The sequence below is a fragment of the Nocardia sp. NPDC020380 genome (assembly GCF_044386975.1).
Lineage (GTDB): Bacteria > Actinomycetota > Actinomycetes > Mycobacteriales > Mycobacteriaceae > Nocardia.
On the sequence record NZ_JBIRVQ010000005.1, the window covers coordinates 161,623 to 178,767 of the forward strand.

At 67.5% G+C, this 17,145-nt stretch carries 17 protein-coding genes; 9 read left to right on the forward strand and 8 right to left on the reverse strand.

Annotated elements, in window-relative coordinates; all coding sequences use genetic code 11:
- Positions 1-26 precede the first annotated feature (26 nt).
- From ACH438_RS14650 to ACH438_RS14665, 4 genes are all read right to left on the reverse strand, one after another.
- The gene (locus ACH438_RS14650) at positions 27-635 is read right to left on the reverse strand and encodes a TetR/AcrR family transcriptional regulator (protein WP_397005172.1); all 609 of its coding nucleotides are present in this window, start codon (positions 633-635) and stop codon (positions 27-29) included.
- Between the two features lie 48 nt (positions 636-683).
- Positions 684-1,439: a hypothetical protein gene (locus tag ACH438_RS14655; protein ID WP_397005174.1), complete on the reverse strand. Its 756-nt coding sequence runs from the start codon at positions 1,437-1,439 to the stop codon at positions 684-686.
- A gap of 218 nt (positions 1,440-1,657) precedes the next feature.
- Positions 1,658-2,458, reverse strand: a complete 801-nt coding sequence (locus tag ACH438_RS14660; RefSeq protein WP_397005997.1) for an SDR family oxidoreductase — start codon at positions 2,456-2,458, stop codon at positions 1,658-1,660.
- A gap of 20 nt (positions 2,459-2,478) precedes the next feature.
- Entirely contained in the window at positions 2,479-3,699 is a 1,221-nt protein-coding gene (locus tag ACH438_RS14665; RefSeq protein WP_397005999.1) for an acyl-CoA dehydrogenase family protein, read from the reverse strand.
- 71 nt (positions 3,700-3,770) lie between these two features.
- On the opposite strand from ACH438_RS14665, the gene ACH438_RS14670 reads away from it, so the two are divergent.
- From ACH438_RS14670 to ACH438_RS14705, 8 genes are all read left to right on the forward strand, one after another.
- Positions 3,771-5,318, forward strand: coding sequence for a FadD3 family acyl-CoA ligase (locus ACH438_RS14670; RefSeq protein WP_397005176.1), 1,548 nt, complete (start codon positions 3,771-3,773; stop codon positions 5,316-5,318).
- Positions 5,315-6,199: an enoyl-CoA hydratase gene (locus ACH438_RS14675; protein ID WP_397005178.1), complete on the forward strand. Its 885-nt coding sequence runs from the start codon at positions 5,315-5,317 to the stop codon at positions 6,197-6,199. Before ACH438_RS14670 ends, ACH438_RS14675 begins: the two co-directional genes overlap by 4 nt.
- Positions 6,200-7,330 (forward strand): acyl-CoA dehydrogenase family protein, encoded by a 1,131-nt coding sequence (locus ACH438_RS14680; RefSeq protein WP_397005180.1) that lies wholly within the window; start codon positions 6,200-6,202, stop codon positions 7,328-7,330. It abuts the gene before it with no gap.
- Positions 7,331-7,358: 28 nt separating this feature from the next.
- Positions 7,359-8,495, forward strand: coding sequence for an acyl-CoA dehydrogenase family protein (locus ACH438_RS14685; protein WP_397005182.1), 1,137 nt, complete (start codon positions 7,359-7,361; stop codon positions 8,493-8,495).
- 259 nt (positions 8,496-8,754) lie between these two features.
- Positions 8,755-9,798, forward strand: coding sequence for an acyl-CoA dehydrogenase family protein (locus tag ACH438_RS14690; RefSeq protein ID WP_397005184.1), 1,044 nt, complete (start codon positions 8,755-8,757; stop codon positions 9,796-9,798).
- A 129-nt stretch (positions 9,799-9,927) separates the two neighbouring features.
- Positions 9,928-10,395 (forward strand): MarR family winged helix-turn-helix transcriptional regulator, encoded by a 468-nt coding sequence (locus tag ACH438_RS14695; RefSeq protein WP_397005186.1) that lies wholly within the window; start codon positions 9,928-9,930, stop codon positions 10,393-10,395.
- A 4-nt stretch (positions 10,396-10,399) separates the two neighbouring features.
- Positions 10,400-11,656 (forward strand): MFS transporter, encoded by a 1,257-nt coding sequence (locus ACH438_RS14700; protein WP_397005188.1) that lies wholly within the window; start codon positions 10,400-10,402, stop codon positions 11,654-11,656.
- Between the two features lie 200 nt (positions 11,657-11,856).
- Complete coding sequence (locus ACH438_RS14705; RefSeq protein WP_397006001.1) at positions 11,857-12,180, forward strand: YbjQ family protein; 324 nt, start codon at positions 11,857-11,859, stop codon at positions 12,178-12,180.
- A gap of 2 nt (positions 12,181-12,182) precedes the next feature.
- Here the strand turns inward: ACH438_RS14705 and ACH438_RS14710 are convergent, their stop codons facing one another.
- Both ACH438_RS14710 and ACH438_RS14715 read right to left on the reverse strand, forming a co-directional pair.
- A complete protein-coding gene (locus tag ACH438_RS14710; protein ID WP_397005190.1) occupies positions 12,183-13,049 on the reverse strand; it encodes a hypothetical protein in 867 nt (288 codons plus the stop codon).
- Between the two features lie 106 nt (positions 13,050-13,155).
- Complete coding sequence (locus ACH438_RS14715; RefSeq protein WP_397005192.1) at positions 13,156-14,553, reverse strand: amino acid permease; 1,398 nt, start codon at positions 14,551-14,553, stop codon at positions 13,156-13,158.
- A 95-nt stretch (positions 14,554-14,648) separates the two neighbouring features.
- On the opposite strand from ACH438_RS14715, the gene ACH438_RS14720 reads away from it, so the two are divergent.
- Positions 14,649-15,401 (forward strand): DUF427 domain-containing protein, encoded by a 753-nt coding sequence (locus tag ACH438_RS14720; RefSeq protein WP_397005194.1) that lies wholly within the window; start codon positions 14,649-14,651, stop codon positions 15,399-15,401.
- Between the two features lie 2 nt (positions 15,402-15,403).
- On the opposite strand, the gene ACH438_RS14725 is transcribed toward ACH438_RS14720, so the two are convergent.
- Positions 15,404-16,144: an SIR2 family NAD-dependent protein deacylase gene (locus ACH438_RS14725; protein ID WP_397005196.1), complete on the reverse strand. Its 741-nt coding sequence runs from the start codon at positions 16,142-16,144 to the stop codon at positions 15,404-15,406.
- Positions 16,145-16,195: 51 nt separating this feature from the next.
- Positions 16,196-17,107 carry an AraC family transcriptional regulator gene (locus tag ACH438_RS14730; RefSeq protein ID WP_397005198.1) on the reverse strand — a complete coding sequence of 304 codons (912 nt, stop codon included), beginning with the start codon at positions 17,105-17,107 and terminating at the stop codon, positions 16,196-16,198.
- Between the last annotated feature and the right edge of the window lie 38 nt (positions 17,108-17,145).

The window sequence follows — 17,145 nt, forward strand, 5'->3', positions numbered from 1 at the left end:
GCGGGAGGTTGCAGACATTGGAACTCCTACTGCTGAACTGCGGGGTTGGTGAGCCCGTCCAGGACGATGCTCAGGTACTGCTTCGCCAGGCTGTCGACCGTGATGCGGCCGCCCGGCGCGTACCAGCGCACTGACACCCACACGGTGTCGCGCAAAAAGCGGTAGGCCAGTTCGATATCGAGTTCCGGCCGGAAAGTTCCGTCGGCGACACCGGTGGCGAGCACCTGGTGCCAAAGTTCGCGGAATTCTTTGTTGTATTCGGCGATGTAACCGAATCGTGGTGTGTCACTGAGGCGTTTCGCCTCGGCCTGATAGATCGCGACCGCCGCATGGAATCGGTCGAACGATTCATAGGACGTAATGACCAAGGCTTCCAGCGTGTCCCGTGCGGCCAGCCCGGACGCCACGATCTCGCGGTACCGCCCGAAGAGGTCGTCGAGGAAGCCGCGCAGGATTTCGTCCACCATTGCTTCTTTGGAATCGAAGTGGTGGTAGAGACTCCCCGATAGAATCCCCGCCGCGTCCGCAATGTCACGAACGGTGGTAGCGCGCAGGCCCCGCTCCGCGAACAGGTTCGCGGCCAGGCCGAGCAGCTCGTTGCGACGTGCGGATTTGGCGGGGTCAGGTGAGGTCACCGCCTCAATATACAACCAAGCATTTGCTTGGTCCACACGGCCCGGCGATCAGCGCACCGAGTAGCGCAGCGGCGAGGACACGGACAGGTCCGCGAGCAGCCGATCACAGATGACCACCGGGGAAATCCCCGCTCGGGCCATGCGAGCCACCAGCGCCAGCCGGCGTTCGGGACTGTCCCACTCAACGGTCATCGGGGCCCGGCCGGGCCCCGCGTCCACGGTCGCCATCACGCGCGCGGGGCTTCCGTCGATGGTGGGTTCCTCGATGATCTTGAGAACCATCCCCCGCTGCCACGCCCGATATGTCTCCATATCCGCCCCCACTACCAATTTGTCTGTGGCAGCACATAACCCCTGCGCAATGCCGTCGGCGAAGGCATTGTGATCGAAACGCAGCTGCCGGCAACTGCGCACCACCTCCAGCAGGTCGGCGCGCACTTCACACAACAGCTCGGTCTGTTTCCTGCGGTGCTGTTCGGCCTCCGTCTCCCCGTAGCCCGTCTCCCGGGACAGGCCGAGCCGGCGCGCGCGATCACGATCGTGGATCATGTCGCGGCGCAGCGCCGCTCGTGGATCGCGAGTCACATCGGACTCGTCCACGGCGTGCTGTTCCAGAATCTGCGCCGCGCGCATGGCGGTGGCGCATTCGGAATCGTGGTCGAGCAATTCCGCACCGAACGTCAGTGCGGCCAGCACGACCTTGTCGAGTCTTCGGCGCGCCAGGACAACCTCGCGCACCAGCTCGAGTTCCCAATCCTCGTGGATTTCCTCTGTGGCTGCTTGTTGTCGGCGATCCGGACCCATGGGTCGCGCCCTTCGACTAGCGGAACCGGCCTAAACCAGGATTGCACAATGACACCATCCGTGCGCCAGCCATTTTCCGCTCATTAAACATCGGGTCCCGACCGACCCCCGGCATTCGGCCATCATGACCGAAAACCGAAGGCCCACCCGAATTTCGGGTGGGCCTTGGAGTGCGCCGAGCGTTCGACATTCACTCGATGGTCGAGACTCAGGTACCCCTAAGCCCGCTGACTGGAAATGGAAACCACTTCGCCCGTGAGGTAAGTCGTGTAATCGCTCGCCAGCATGGCGATGGTCGCGGCCACCTCCCACGGTTCCGCCGCCCGTCCGAACGCCTCACCGGCCGCCAGCCGGTCCAGCAGGTCGGCGGAGGTCACCTTGTCGAGGAAGGCGTGCCGGGCGATGGACGGCGCGACGGCATTGATACGCACGCCGAATTCGGCCGCCTCCACCGCGGAGCAGCGGGTCAGCGCCATGACGCCGGCCTTGGCCGCGGCATAGTGCGCCTGGCCGTGCTGGGCCCGCCAGCCGAGCACGCTGGCATTGTTCACGATCACGCCGCCGTGCCCGGCCTCGCGGAAATAGCGCAGTGCGGCGCGGGTGCAGCGGAAGGTGCCGTTGAGGGTGATGTCGAGGACCTTGTCCCACTGCTCGTCGGTCATGTCCACCACCGGCGTCTCGCCGCCCAGGCCCGCATTGTTGACCACGACATCGATGCGGCCCAGCGCCTGCGCGGCGGCGGTGATGAGCGCGTCCACCTGTTCGGTGCTGGAGACGTCGCAGACCACGGAAGCGATTCGGCGATCGGGGAATTCGGCCTGCAGCGCGGCCTCGGTCTCCTTCAGGCGGCGTTCGTGCCAGTCCGAGACCACCACGTCGGCGCCCTCGGAGAGCAGCCGGCGCGCGGTCGCGGAGCCGATGCCGGTGCCCGCGGCGGCGGTGACGACCGCGGTCTTACCCGCCAGCAGATTGTGGCCGCCGGTGATTTCAGGAGCAGTGGACAAGTCGACGGTGTTCATGGAGCGTTCGCTTCGCTCACTCATGGCCGAGCCTCTCGCGGAAGTCCGAGCACCCGCTCGGAGATGATGTTGCGCTGCACTTCATTCGAGCCGCCGTAGATGGTGTCGGCGCGGCTGAAGAGGAAAAGTCGTTGCCAGGCATTGAGATCGTCGCCGGGGGCGTCGGCGATGAGGCCCGGCGCGCCCAGCACGTCCATGGCCAGTTCGCCCAGTCCCCGATGCCAATTCGCCCACAGCAGCTTGGTGACCGAGGCCTGGCCGGCGGCGGTGCGGGCATCCACGGATGCTCCGTCGTGCCCGGATTCCAGGGTGCGCAGCACGTGTGCGCGCAGTACCCGCAGGCCCACCCAGGCCTTGTCGAATCGGTCTGCGATGACCGGGTTTTCGATCGCACCGTTGGTGCGGGCCACCGCTTCCAGGTCGGCGAGTTCGCGCGCGTAGCGGATCTGCTGCCCCATGGTGGAGATGCCGCGCTCGAAGGTGAGCGTGCCCATCGCCACCTTCCAGCCGTCGCCGGGCACGCCGACCACGAGATCGGCTGCGGTGCGGGCATTGTCGAAGAAGACCTCGTTGAATTCCGCGGTCCCGGTGAGCTGGATGATGGGCCGGATCTCGACGCCGGGCTGCTTCATGGGCACCAGCAGGTAGGACAGGCCGTGGTGGCGGCTCGAGCCCTTCTCGGTGCGGGCGACCACGAAGCACCAGTCGGACAGGTGCGCGAGCGAGGTCCAGATCTTCTGGCCGTTGATCACCCATTCGTCGCCGTCGAGGTAGGCGGAGGTGGCCACGGCGGCCAGGTCCGAGCCCGCGCCGGGTTCGGAGTAGCCCTGGCACCAGAGTTCGGTGACATTGCGGATGCCGGGCAGGAAGCGCCGCTTCTGCGCCTCGGTGCCGAAGGCGATGACGGTGGGGCCGAGCAGTTCCTCGCCGAGGTGCGAGACCCGGCTCGGGGCGTCGGCCTTGGCGTACTCCTCGTGGAAGATGACCTGCTGTTGCAGTGTCGCGTCGCGGCCGCCCCATTCCACGGGCCAGCCCAGGCAGGTCAGCCCGGCGGCGGCCAGGGCGCGGTCCCATTCGAGGCGTTCGTCGAAGGCCTCGTGCTCGCGCCCCGGACCACCCAGACCGCGCAGTTCGCGGAACTGGCCGTTCAGGTTCTCGGCCAGCCATTCCCGCACCTCGGCACGGAATTCGGCGTCATCAGCAGGGGTGTTCCCACTGGCCGGTTCGGGGGTCTGGATCATGCTCACGTCGGTAGAGTAACCTACCAAGCACTTGCTTTGTTAGACCCATTCCCGGACGGCGAGGAAACCCCGTGACATCTCCTCCGCAGACCACACCGCTGGCCCTGCACGCGGCGGCCGCCGCCTACGGCGACGCGCCCGCTGTCGCCGACGGTGCCGTGCGGCCGACCTGGTCGCAACTGCTGGACTCGGTCCGTGAGACGGCGCGTGCGCTGCTCGCGCGCGGCGTGCAGCGCGGCGACCGGATCGGCATCTGGGCGCCCAATACCCACCACTGGGTCACCGCGCTGCTGGCCACGCATTACGTGGGCGCGGTCATCGTGCCGCTCAATACGCGGTACGTGGCGGCCGAGGCGGCGGATGTGCTGTCGCGGGTGGAGGCCAAGGCGCTGTTCATCAGCGGCACCTTCCTGGGGCGCGACCGGCTGGCCGAATTGCGATCCACCGCACCGGATCTGGGGATCGAGACGACCATCGTCATCCCGGTCGAGGGCGAGGAACCCGTCGAGAACGCCATCGCCTGGTCGGAACTCGGCAAGGTGGCCGAGGCCGTCAGCCTCGGCGACGCCATCGCCCGCGCGGAATCGGTATCGCCCAACGATCTTTCGGACATCCTCTTCACCTCCGGCACCACCGGGCGCAGCAAGGGCGTGCTCATCGCGCACCACCAGCTGCTCACCAGCGCGCGGGCCTGGGCCGATTGCGCGACCCTGAACAATGGCGACCGCTACCTGGTGGTGCCGCCGTTCTTCCACAGCTTCGGTTACAAGGCGGGCATCATCACCTGCCTGGCCACCGGCGCGACCATCGTGCCGCAGGCCGTGTTCGACGTGCGCGAGACCATGCGGCTCATCCACGACGAGCGCATCACCGTGCTCACCGGACCGCCGACCATCCACCAGACCATCCTCGATCACCCGGCCCGCGCCGAGGCGGACCTGTCCAGCCTGCGCGTCGCGGTCACCGGCGCGGCCACCGTGCCGGTCGTGCTCATCGAGAGACTGCGCGGCGAACTCGATTTCGAGGTGGTGCTGACCGCGTACGGGCAGACCGAATCCGGCGGCTTCGGCACCATGTGCCGGCCCGAGGACTCCGCCGAGACCATCGCCAATACCTGCGGGCGCGTCATCGACGGCTTCGAGATGAAGCTCGCCGACAACGGTGAACTGCTGCTCCGCAGCGAGCAGGTGATGCGCGGCTACCTCGACGATCCACAGGCCACCGCCGCCGCCATCGATCCCGACGGCTGGCTGCACACCGGCGATGTCGCCGTCATCGACGACCGCGGCTACATGAAGGTCACCGACCGGCTCAAGGACATGTACATCTCCGGCGGCTTCAATGTGTATCCCGCCGAAGTGGAACAGGCCATGGCGCGGCTCGACGGCATCGCCGAGACCGCGGTCATCGGCGTCCCCGACGAGCGCATGGGCGAGGTCGGCAAGGTGTTCGTGGTGCCCCGGGCCGGCGTGCGGCTCACCGCCGAAGACGTGCTGGCACATGCCCGGACGCTGCTGGCCAACTTCAAGATGCCGAAGTACGTGGAATTCCGCGACGAGCTGCCCTACAACGCCGCCGGGAAGGTTCTCAAGCGGCAATTACGTGAGGAGAAGGCGTGAGCGAGCAACTGGGTCCCATCCCGGACGAGGGCGATGTCGTCCTCTACGAGAAGCGCGGGCCGATCGCGGTCGTCACGCTCAACCGGCCCGACTACCGCAATGCGCAGAACTCGGTCATGACCTACGCCCTCGACGCCGCCTTCGTGCGGGCCGTCGAGGATCCGGAGGTGAAGGTGATCGTGCTGGGCGGCGCCGGAAAGCATTTCAGCGCCGGGCACGATATCGGCACCCCGGGACGCGATCACCACATCAGCTACGAGAACAAGGCCGTCATGTGGTGGGACCATGTCAACCGGCCGGGCGGGGATCAGCGCTTCGCGCGCGAATCCGAGGTGTACCTGGGCATGTGCCGGCGCTGGCGGGAGATCCCCAAGCCGACCATCGCCATGGTGCAGGGCGCCTGCATCGCGGGCGCGCTCATGCTGGCGTGGGCCTGCGACATGATCGTCGCCTCCGAGGACGCGTTCTTCTCCGATCCCGTGGTGCGCATGGGTATTCCGGGCGTCGAGTACTTCGCGCACCCGTGGGTGCTCGGACCGCGGCGAGCCAAGGAGGTGCTGTTCACCGGTGAACGCTTCACCGCCGCACAGGCTTACGAGTGGGGCATGGTGAACCGGGTCGTCGCCCGCACGGATTTGGAGAGCGAGACGTTCGCGCTCGCCGAGAAGATCTCGGAGATGCCGTCCTTCGGTCTGGCGCTGACCAAGAAGGCCGTCAACCAGTGCGAGGACCTGATGGGCATGCGCGCGGGGATGGATTCGGTGTTCGGGCTGCACCACTTCGCGCACGCGCACAATGCCGAGGTCGGCACCGATCCGCTCGGCGGGATGAACGCCAAGTCCATGAAAGCTGCCGCTACGAACAATGATGGGGCGAAATAGGTGAATCTCGAATTCGACGCCAAGACAGCGGAATTCCGGCGCGAGGTTCGCGAGTTCCTGGCGGCCAATGTGCCCGCCACTCCGCTGCAGTCCATGGACACGAAGGAGGGCTTCGAGGCCCACCGGGCATGGGAGGCGCAGCTCGCCGACGCGCGGCTGTCCTGTGTCGCCTGGCCCGCCGAATACGGTGGCCGCGACGCCTCTCTGACGGAATGGGTGATCTTCGAAGAGGAGTACTACGCGGCCGGCGCACCCGGACGCGTCTCCCAGAACGGCATCTTCCTGCTCGCGCCCACCCTGTTCGAGCACGGCTCGCCCGAGCAGCTCGCGCGCATCATGCCGAGAATGGCGCGCGCCGAGGACATCTGGGCGCAGGCCTGGTCCGAGCCCGAGGCCGGATCCGACCTCGCGGGGATCCGCTCCACCGCCAAGCGCACCGACGGCGGCTGGCTGCTCAACGGGCAGAAGACCTGGAGTTCGCGAGCCTCGTTCGCGGACTGGGGATTCGGGCTCTTCCGCAGCGATCCGGAGGCCGAACGGCATCGCGGGCTCACCTATGTGATGTTCCCGCTCACCGCGGCAGGCGTCACCGTGCGGCCGATTCCGCAGCTGGACGGCGAGCCCGGGTTCGCGGAGATCTTCCTCGACAATGTGTTCGTGCCGGACGCCGATGTGATCGGCGAGGCCAATAACGGCTGGAAGGTGGCCATGGCCACGTCCAGCAACGAGCGCGGGCTCTCGCTGCGCGCACCGGGACGGTTCACCGCCACCGCCGCCAAGCTCATCGAGCTGTGGCGCGCAACGGCTTCCGACACCGACACGGCCGCCCGGGACCGCGTCGTGGACGCGTGGGTCGGCGCCGAGGCCTACCGGCTCAATACCTGGGCCACCGTCACCCGGCTCGCCGAGGGCGGCCAGCTGGGGGCGGAATCCTCGGTCAACAAGGTGTTCTGGTCCGAACTCGATATCGCCATGCACGAGACCGCACTGGACCTGCACGGCGCCGCCGCCGAACAGGAGTCGGCCTGGACCGACGGCTACCTGTTCTCGCTGGCGGGGCCGATCTACGCGGGCACCAACGAAATTCAGCGCAATATCATCGCCGAACGCCTGCTCGGGCTGCCGCGCTAGCTGCGTCTGTACAAGAACGGGAGACGACATGCGATTCGCAATCACCGCAGAACAACAGGACTTCGCCGCCAGCCTGCGCAAAATGGGCGAGTCCGCGAAAACCCCGGGCGTCGTGCGCGCCTGGGGCGCGGGCGACACCGCCCCCGGGCGGGCGCTCATCGGCCAGCTCGCCGAAGCGGGCGCGCTCGGGCTCACCATCACCGAGGACAACGGCGGCTTCGGCGCCGGACCCGTCGAACTGGTGGTGGCCTTCACCGAGATCGGGCGCGCGGCCGTGCCGGGTCCACTGGTGGAAACCGCCGCCGCCATTCCCGCACTGCTGCAAGCACTCCCGGACACCGCCGCGGCCGCCGAATGGCTGCCGCAGTTCGCCGAGGGCGCCAAGCTGGGCACCGTCGCCCTGACATCGGCGCACCGGTCGGGGGCCGTGGGAGCGGCGAACTCCACCACCGGAGCGCACGCCGACACGGCGAACAGTTCGCGCGCGGACGCCACCGCGGAGGCGCCCGGATTCAGTTCCGGCTGGGCTGCCGGGGCGCCGACCGCGCTCGACGCCGATATCGCCGATCTGGCGCTGATCGCCGAGGGCGATCGGATCTGGCTCGCCACCCCCGGCGCACCGGTCAAGTCGGTGGATGCCGCGCGCCGGCTGTTCACCCTGCAGCCGGGCGAGGTGCTCGCCGAGGGCGACGGCGTCCGCGCCGCAATAGATCTCGCCTTCGACACCGGCGCCCTGGCCGCCGCCGCGCAACTGCTCGGCGCGGGCCGCGCCCTGCTGGACACCAGCGTCGAATACGTGAAGCAGCGCCAGCAGTTCGGCACCCCGATCGGCCGCTACCAGGCCATCAAGCACCACCTGGCGAACACCCTCATCGACCTGGAAATGGCGCAGCCACTGCTCTATCGGGCCGCCCTCACCCTCCAGGACGACGCGGACCCGGTCACCCGCTCCCGCGACATCTCCGCCGCGAAACTGGCCTGCGGCGAGGCCGCCTACCAGGCCGCCCGCATCGCCCTCCAGGTCCACGGCGCCATCGGCTACACCGCCGAATACGACCTGTCGCTCTGGCTGACCAAGGTCACTGCCCTCCGTTCCGCCTGGGGCACACCGGAACTGCACCGCACCCGCATCGCCGCGGCCCTGCGCGGTGAGACCGCCGCATGACGGCGGCCGTGCAACGCCTCCTGGGCCACCCGGCAGCCGACGGCGGAACGCCGCCGGAAGGGGTCGGGGAAGCTGCTCCACCGCAGCATGATCCGGCCACCATGTCGGCAATCAGCGCCTCTGGAGCCGAGTCCGCGCAGTTCAGCCCGCTCGTCGCACGGGCAGTGCGGGCACTACGGAACTTCTCGGCCGACAGCACGACATACGATCTCGGCGCGCGCCGGCGGGCCGGACACTTCGCCACGACGGGAGTGCATGCATGAGCATCACCGCTGAACAGCAGGAACTCGCGACGACGGTGCGGGCCGTGCTGGCCAAGCACGGGGACAGTGCGGCCATGCGGCGCGGGCTCGCGGGTGAGCGCGGGTACGACGAGCAGTTGTGGCAGTTGCTGTGCGAGCAGGTCGGGGTTGCGGCGCTGGCGATTCCGGAGGAATTCGGGGGCGTCGGGGTCGGACTGGTCGAGGCGCTGCTGGTGGTCGAGGAGCTCGGGCGGACGCTGGCCGCGCCGCCGATGCTCGGATCGGCCGTGCTCGGGGTGCAGGCATTGCTGCTGGCGGGCAATGCCGAAGCCGATGAGCGGCTGCTGCCGGAGGTCGCGGAGGGTGTCCGCACCCTGGCGGTGTGCTGGGCCGGGGACGGCGGCTGGGACTCCTTCGGCGTGCGCGCCGAGAACGGAACCCTCACCGGGAGTGCGCATTACGTGCTCGACGGCACCTATGCCGACACCCTGCTGGTGCTCACCGCGGATGGACTGTACGAAGTCGACGGCGACGCGCCGGGCGTGACCCGGACCGCCGTGCCGCCCATGGACCCGACCCGGCGGCTCACCACCATCGAGTTCGCGGCCGTCCCGGCGCGTGCGCTCGGCACGGTCGACCTCGCGCGCCTGCGCGAAATCGCCTGGGCCGCAGTGGCAGCCGATCAACTCGGCACGGCCGAGCAGTGCCTCGACATGACCGTCGAGTACAGCAAGTCCCGCGTTCAGTTCGGCCGCCCCATCGGCAGCTTCCAGGCCCTGAAGCACCGCATGGCCGACATGTACGTGCTGGTGGAATCCGCCAGATCCGTTATCTACCTGGCGATTTCGGGCCTGGCCGACGGTACCGCCGAAGCTGTGGATGTGGCCGCGGCCCGCCTGCACGCTATCGACACCCTGAACTCGGTGGTCTCCGAAACCGTCCAGATGCACGGCGGCATCGCGATCACCTGGGAGCACGACGCGCACCTCTTCTTCAAGCGCGCCCACGGCGACGCCCAGCTTTTCGGCGTCCCGTCCCGCCCCCTGGCCCGACCGGCCTAGTCACCACCACGGCCCGAACGGCCCGCACGCGACCAGCGTGCGGGCCGTTTTTGGTCTGTGTCCCATCTCACCCAGGTAAATATAGTTAGCATATGTAATTAGATAGTTAGCTTATGTAACATAATTCAGGTGCAGCTGACCCAGGCAACCGAGCCCCTCGCCCCTTCTCTCGAGGAGAGTCTGGTCGACATCGTCGTCGGCTCGACCCAGCTCAACCGCCTGGCCGGAGTACTCGGCGACATAGATCTGCCGCACGCCGTGATGCGGGCCCTCGGGACCCTCGACGAATACGGCCCACTGCGGATCAGCGACTTCGCTCGCATCGACCGATGCTCGCAACCGGCAGCAACGACGCTGATCGGACGGCTGACCGAAGCCGGCCTGGCCACGCGGACCAAGGACCCCCACGACTCCAGAGCCGTGGTCGTGACCCTCACCCCCGCGGGCCGGGACCGGCTGGCCGCCGCCCGCACCGGCCTCGGCAGCTCCCTCGCCGCACACCTTCCCGACTTCGATCCCGCCAGACTGGCCCGCCTGCAACAGGACCTGAACGACCTCGTCGAAGCCTTGAAAGCCGTCACCACCACTCGTAGATGAGGACATGCCCGTGAGCACCATCTCGGTCGCCCGGCCAACCGCCGTCGGCGAACCCGCGAAAACCAAGCAGCCCAAGGCCGTCTGGGCCGTCGCCTTCGCGTCGGTCATCGCGTTCATGGGCATCGGACTGGTCGACCCGATCCTGAAGCCGATCGGCGAGCAGCTGCACGCCTCGCCTTCTCAGGTGACACTGCTGTTCACCAGCTACATGCTGGTCACGGGCGTGGCCATGCTGATCACCGGTGTGGTGTCCAGCCGGTTCGGGGCCAAGAAGACACTGCTCGCCGGGCTGGCCATCATCGTGCTGTTCGCCGCTCTCGCAGGCAGTTCCGGCACCGTCGGGCAGATCGTCGGCTTCCGCGCCGGCTGGGGTCTGGGCAATGCGCTGTTCATCGCGACCGCGCTGGCCACCATCGTGGGTGCGGCCACCGGCGGCACCGCGCGGGCCATCATCATGTACGAGGCCGCGCTGGGGATCGGCATCGCCGCCGGTCCGCTGGTGGGCGGCTTCCTCGGCCACTTCAGCTGGCGCGCACCGTTCTTCGGCGTCTCGGTGCTGATGGCCGTGGCCTTCGCCGCCTTGGTTCTGATGCTTCCGGAGGCTCCCAAGCCCACCGAGCGCGCTTCCATCACCGCGCCCTTCAAGGCGCTGGCCTTCCCCGGACTGCTGCTGGTGAGCGCGACCGCGCTGCTCTACAACTACGGCTTCTTCACCCTGCTCGCCTACACCCCGTTCCCGCTGAACATGGGCACCTACGCGATCGGCTTCATCTTCTTCGGCTGGGGCCTGCTGCTCGCCCTGTCCTCGGTGGTCTTCGCGCCGAAGTTGCAGCGGCGCTTCGGAACCGTGCCGATGATGGCGCTCGCCCTCGCCCTGTTCGCGGCGGATCTGGCGGTCATGGCCGTGTTCACCGATCACCGTCCGGTGCTGATCATCGGCACCGTCCTCTCGGGTCTCTTCCTCGGCGTGAACAACACCCTCATCACCGAGGCCGTCATGGAATCGGCGCCCGTGGAACGCTCCACCGCCTCGGCGGCCTACAGCTTCGTCCGCTTCACCGGCGGCGCCGCGGCCCCCTACCTGGCCGGCAAGCTGGGCGAACACCAGGCGTCACTGCCCTTCTGGGTGGGCGCCGCCTGCACCGCCGCCGCCGTCCTGGTCCTCTTCTCCGGCCGGAAGCTGCTGGCCCGCATGGACGACCACGCCCCGGCCAACCACACTCCCGCCGAAGCCGCGGCCATCACCTACGGCGAAGACTGACCGCATCCGACACGAAAGGCGCCCGCCTCCCGCGGGCGCCTTTTCTGTAATGCCTCACCCGTACGATCCGCGTCATGAACCAACCGTTCCCTCCGCAACAAGGCCAGCCCTACCCTCAGCAAGGCCAGCAGTACCCCCAGGGCGGCCAGCCGTACCCGCCTCAGGCCCAGCAGCCGCAGCAGCCGGCCCCGCAGTTCCCGATCCTGGTCTCCACCATGAACGACGTTCCCGGCCACCAGATCACCCAGGTCTTCGGCGAGGTCGCCGGCCTGACCGTCCGCAGCCGCGGCCTCGGCGCCAACTTCGCCGCCGGCTTCCGCGCCCTCGGCGGCGGCGAGATTCACGAATACACCCAGCTGCTCTACCACTCGCGGCACGAGGCCGTCATGCGAATGTGCCAGCACGCCATGGCTTTCGGCGCCAATGCCGTGATCGCCATGCGCTTCGACTGCAACGAGATCGCCAACACCATGAGCGAGGTGGCCGCCTACGGCACCGCCGTCCGCATCGAACCCGCCGAATAGCACTACGGTCCGAAGAGGTCCACGGCAGAGTTCACTGTGAAAGAGCGGTCGAGCCAGGCGTCGAGCACCTCAGGGTCGGAACAACCGACAATTCGTTCCCGCGTCTCGGGCCCCACATCGATGCCTCTTGCTTGCAAGCTCTTGAGGATTGCCCGGATCAGTCCTTGGGCCTCCCCCTCGGCACGGAGACGCTGGGAGGTTTCGGAGCGGAAGAACGAGAGGTCCACGGACATCAACTGCCTCCAGGTCTTTGCGGCCGGGCCTTTGCCCAAACCGAGTTCGGTGAGTTCGGCGAAGATCAGGGCGTCATCCTCGTCGATGCTCTGCAACGCGGTGGCCAGCGTCTTCAGTATCGCACCGATGCCGGAGTCGTTGGCGTGGGTGATCGCCGAAAGAGTTGCCAGCGGGATGTCGTTTTCTGCGATGCACACGTCTGTCACCGCGGGCACATTGTGCGGGCCGAGCACCAGCGGGTAAACCACCAGGCTCGCCCACTGACGTGGTCCGATGCACAGCGGGCCCGTCGCCCAATCGGCAGTTGCGACGTCCTGGCACACAATGAGGAGGACCGGCGGCAGTTTGTACTTCGCGTGCACATGAGAGATGTAGTGCGCCCACGCGGCAGGCTTCTTGGGGTCGCCCTTCCCCTGTGCCTCGACCAGCAGAAGGAAAGGGCCCTCATCGGTATCGAGCCGAAGCAGGGTATCGACCCGGCGCTCGATCGGATCGATTTCGGTCAGATCGTTCGGTAGCAGGCTCACCGCAGTCGGGTCGGGGAACGGCAATCCCAGAGCAGCGAAAGCGCGCCCGAATACTTCCGGATGACTTTGAAAAAGCCGGTGCATCGCTTCATGTTTGGAGCCGACCATGCACAACACAGTAATTCTGCGATCGAAATTTTGTTCGAAATCAATTGCGGACTGCCCGGAATCGCCCAATTTGATAGCGGCTTTCGGTGTGCCGCAAGCGATCTGGTCAGTGGTGGAGGACTTCTACCTCACGAACCGGGGGCTTGCGGCCGAAGCGGGCGCGGAGGGGGTAAATGGCGGCCACCACCAGGAGGCTGATGGTGGAGGCGATGAGCTGGTTGCGCTGATCCGGATTGCGGGCCATGGCAACGAAGACGGCCAGGATTGCGACGACCACCGCCCAGCTGATGTACGGGTAACCCCACATTCGGAAGGTCAAGGCGGAGGGGTCTTCCCGGCGGAGGCGGGCGCGAAGTCGCAACTGGGAGAACATGATCGCGATATAGACGAAGGCCAGCACCACGCCGATGGAGTTCACCAGGAAGGTGAAGACCTTGTCGGGGGAGATGTAGGAGGCGACCACCGCGGCCCACGCCGCGATGGTGCCGAGCAGCACGGCACGGGCGGGGACGCCGCGCTTGTTGACCTTGGTCAGGGCGGCGGGGGCGTCGCCGTCCCGGGTGAGGACGTAGAGCATGCGGGACGACACGTAGATGGCGGAGTTCAGGACCGAGAGCACCGCGGTCAGGATGACCACCTGCATGATCGTGCCCGCGGCGGGGATGCCCATGTGGTCGAGGGCGCTCACGAAGGGGCTCTGCAGGACCTTGGCGTCGTTCCAGGGGAGGATCGTGACCACCAGGAAGATCGAGGCCACGTAGAACAGGCCCACTCGCCAGAGCACATTGTTGGTGGCGCGGGCCACCGCCTGGCCGGGTTCCTTCGACTCGGCGGCCGCCACCGTGACGATCTCGGTGCCGCCGAAGGCGAACATGACCACCACGATTGCCGAGAAGATGCCCGCTATCCCGTTGGGGGCGAAACCACCGTTCCCGGCCAGGTTGTGGAAGCCGGATTCCGCGCCGGGCCAGAGACCGAAGATCCAGGCCAGGCCGATCACCAGGAACAGCACGATGGCAACGACTTTGATCGACGCGAACCAGAATTCGAACTCGCCGAACGACTTCACCGAGACCAGGTTCACGGCCGTCATGATGATCAGCAGCCCGGCCGAGAGCACCCAGGGATCGAGGTCGATCCAGTTCGCGAGGATGGCCGCGCCCGCGGTGGCCTCGGCGCCGACCAGGATGACGTAGAGGTACCAGTACAGCCAGCCGATGGTGAAGCCCGCGAACGGGCCCATGGCCATGCGCGCGTACTCGGCCAGCGAACCGGCGACGGGACGCGCCACCACCATTTCACCGAGCGCCCGCAGCACGCACAGCACCAGCAGGCCGGCGGCCGCGTAGGAGAGGATCGCGGCGGGCCCGGCGGTCTTGATGACCGAGCCGCTGCCGACGAACAGCCCGGCGCCGATCGCGCCGCCGATCGCGATCATGGTCATGTGCCGGCGTCGTAGGCCCGTCCGCAGACCCTGCTGCTCCGTGCTCACCGTCTCCGACATCCGACCGCCACCTTCATGTTGCCAAAATTTTGCCTGATCACCTTATCGTTCGGGCCGCCGCCGATCGTCCCCGCCCGCGGGTACCGTCGGGAGGTATGACCGAGACACAGCGTGGTCGGATTCGGGTCGAAACCAGTGCCAAGCGGGTGCGCGCCTATCTCGGCGGGCATCTGGTGGCCGACACCGTGCACCCGACGCTGGTATGGGAATCCCCGCACTACCCGACGTACTACCTGCCCGCCGCCGATGTGCGGGCCAAGCTCGAACCCTCCGGGAAGACCCGCCACTCGCCGAGCCGCGGCGACGGCACCGAATTCGATGTCATCACCGAGTCCGCGACCGCGCCGGGCGCGGCCATCCACTACCTGGATTCACCCATCGCGGAACTGCACGACCTGATCCGGCTGGACTTCCAGGCCATGACCGAATGGTTCGAAGAAGACGAGCCGATCTACGTGCACCCGCGCGACCCCTACACGCGCGTGGACATCCTCGGCAGCTCCCGGCACGTGCGGGTGGCGCTGGACGGGCAGACGCTGGCCGAATCCCACAGTCCGCGCATCTTGTTCGAGACGGGCCTCCCCGCGCGGTACTACCTGCCGCTCACCGATATCCGCATGGATCTGCTGACCCCGTCGGACACCAAGACGCACTGCCCGTACAAGGGCACCGCCGAATACTGGAACGTCAAGCTCGGCGAGAACGAATTCCGGGACCTGGTCTGGATCTACCGTGCCCCGCTGCCGGAGAGCCAGAAGATCGCCGGATTCGCGTCGTTCTACAACGAGAAGGTCGACATCTGGATCGACGGCGAACTACAGCCGCGGCCGAAGACGCCCTTCTCCTGAAATCAGCTGTCGCCCAGAATTTCCGACACCAGCCGCGGTAGCGCGTCGCCGATGGGCTCGCGGATGATCTCGGCGGCGTAGTCGTCGTAAGGCGTCTGCTCGGCATTCACGATGACCAGGTCGGCGCCCGCGTCCACGGCCACCGCGCACATGGACGCGGCCGGTTCCACCTGCAGCGAACTACCCACGGCGAGGAAGACTTCGGCGGTCTCGGCAATGTGCACCGCCTCGCGGATGGCATCCGAATCCAACTGCTGGCCGAACATGACGGTGGCCGCCTTCAGGATGCCGCCGCAGTCGGGGCACGCCGGATCCGGTTCACCGGCGGCGACGCGGCCCAGCGTGGTGGCCATGGAGGTGGTGAATTCGCAGTCGATACAGACGACTTCGAACATATTGCCGTGGATCTCCACCACCGTGCCCGAGCCGGCGCGCTGATGCAGCCGGTCGATGTTCTGGGTGATGATCCCGACCTGCCGGCCCGATTCCGCCAGCCGGACCAGTGCCAGATGCGCCGGATTCGGGGTGGCCTGCCAGGCCGGATTGTCGCGCCGGGCCTGCCACGCGCGCACCCGTAGTGCGGGATCGGCCACATAGTTCTGATAGGTGGAGAGCAGTTCGGCTATCGGGTTCTCGGTCCAAACCCCGCGCGGTCCACGGAAATCCGGGATTCCGGAGTCCGTGGAGATGCCCGCCCCGGTCAGCACCCCGATCGGCCCTCTGCGTGCACGCCAGTCCGTCATTTCGCCCAGCCTAGGCCGAACCGCCGTCCCACCGCGCGCACCGCATATTCTTCACACCGCGATCACCGCCGGTTTCTCCTCGGCGCGACGGTATTGCCCCGGCGCCAGGCCGTATTCGCGTTTGAACGCCTTCGCGAACGCGAACTCCGACTGGTAGCCGACCCGGCGCGCCAGACTCGCCAGCGAAACGTCCGACTCCCGCAGCAACCGCGCGGCGGTGAGCATGCGCCAGCGCGTGACATACGACAACGGCGGCTCCCCCACCGTCGCCGTGAAACGACGCGCCAGCGTGGCCCGGGAAACCCCCGCCGCCGCAGCCAGTTCCGGCACCGTCCACGCCCGCTCCGGAAACTCGTGAATGATGCGCAACACCGCCGCCACCGCCGGATCGGTGAAGGCCCCCGCCCAGCCGGACCCATCCGCCTGCTCCTCGAACCAGGCGCGCAACGCATACAACAGCAACGTATCCAGCAGACCCGGAATAGCCGCATCGGTACCCGGCCGCGGTTCCGCGACCTCACCGGCAAGCAACTCCACCACCGCGTGCAACCCCGGATGCCGCCCCGGCCGCGCCGGCAGATGAATGAACTCCGGCAACTCGTCGAGAATCGGATGACTCCGCTGCCTCCCGAGTTCATAAGCGCCGCACAGCAATACGGTGCGGGCGCCCGGGCCGGGGATGTCCCGGGGTTCACCCGGCCGCGCCGTCTCGACGATCGCACTGTCCAAGCTGTCCGCGAGGTCGTGGTCGGCGCCGCGCGGCATGAGCAGCACATCGCCGACCCCCAGTGCGACCGCTTCCCCACCCGGCGGCAACAACCAGCAAGAACCGTGCAGAATCACATGAAATCCCCCACCCGGCACCACCGGATACCGCCGCCCCCAAGGCGCACGCCGCACGAACATGCCGGACGTCGGATTACCCGTGCGGATAGCCGCGATGGTCTCACTCAGGATGTCCACGAATTCACGGTAGCCAGCGCCTGGCGCGCGTGAAATAC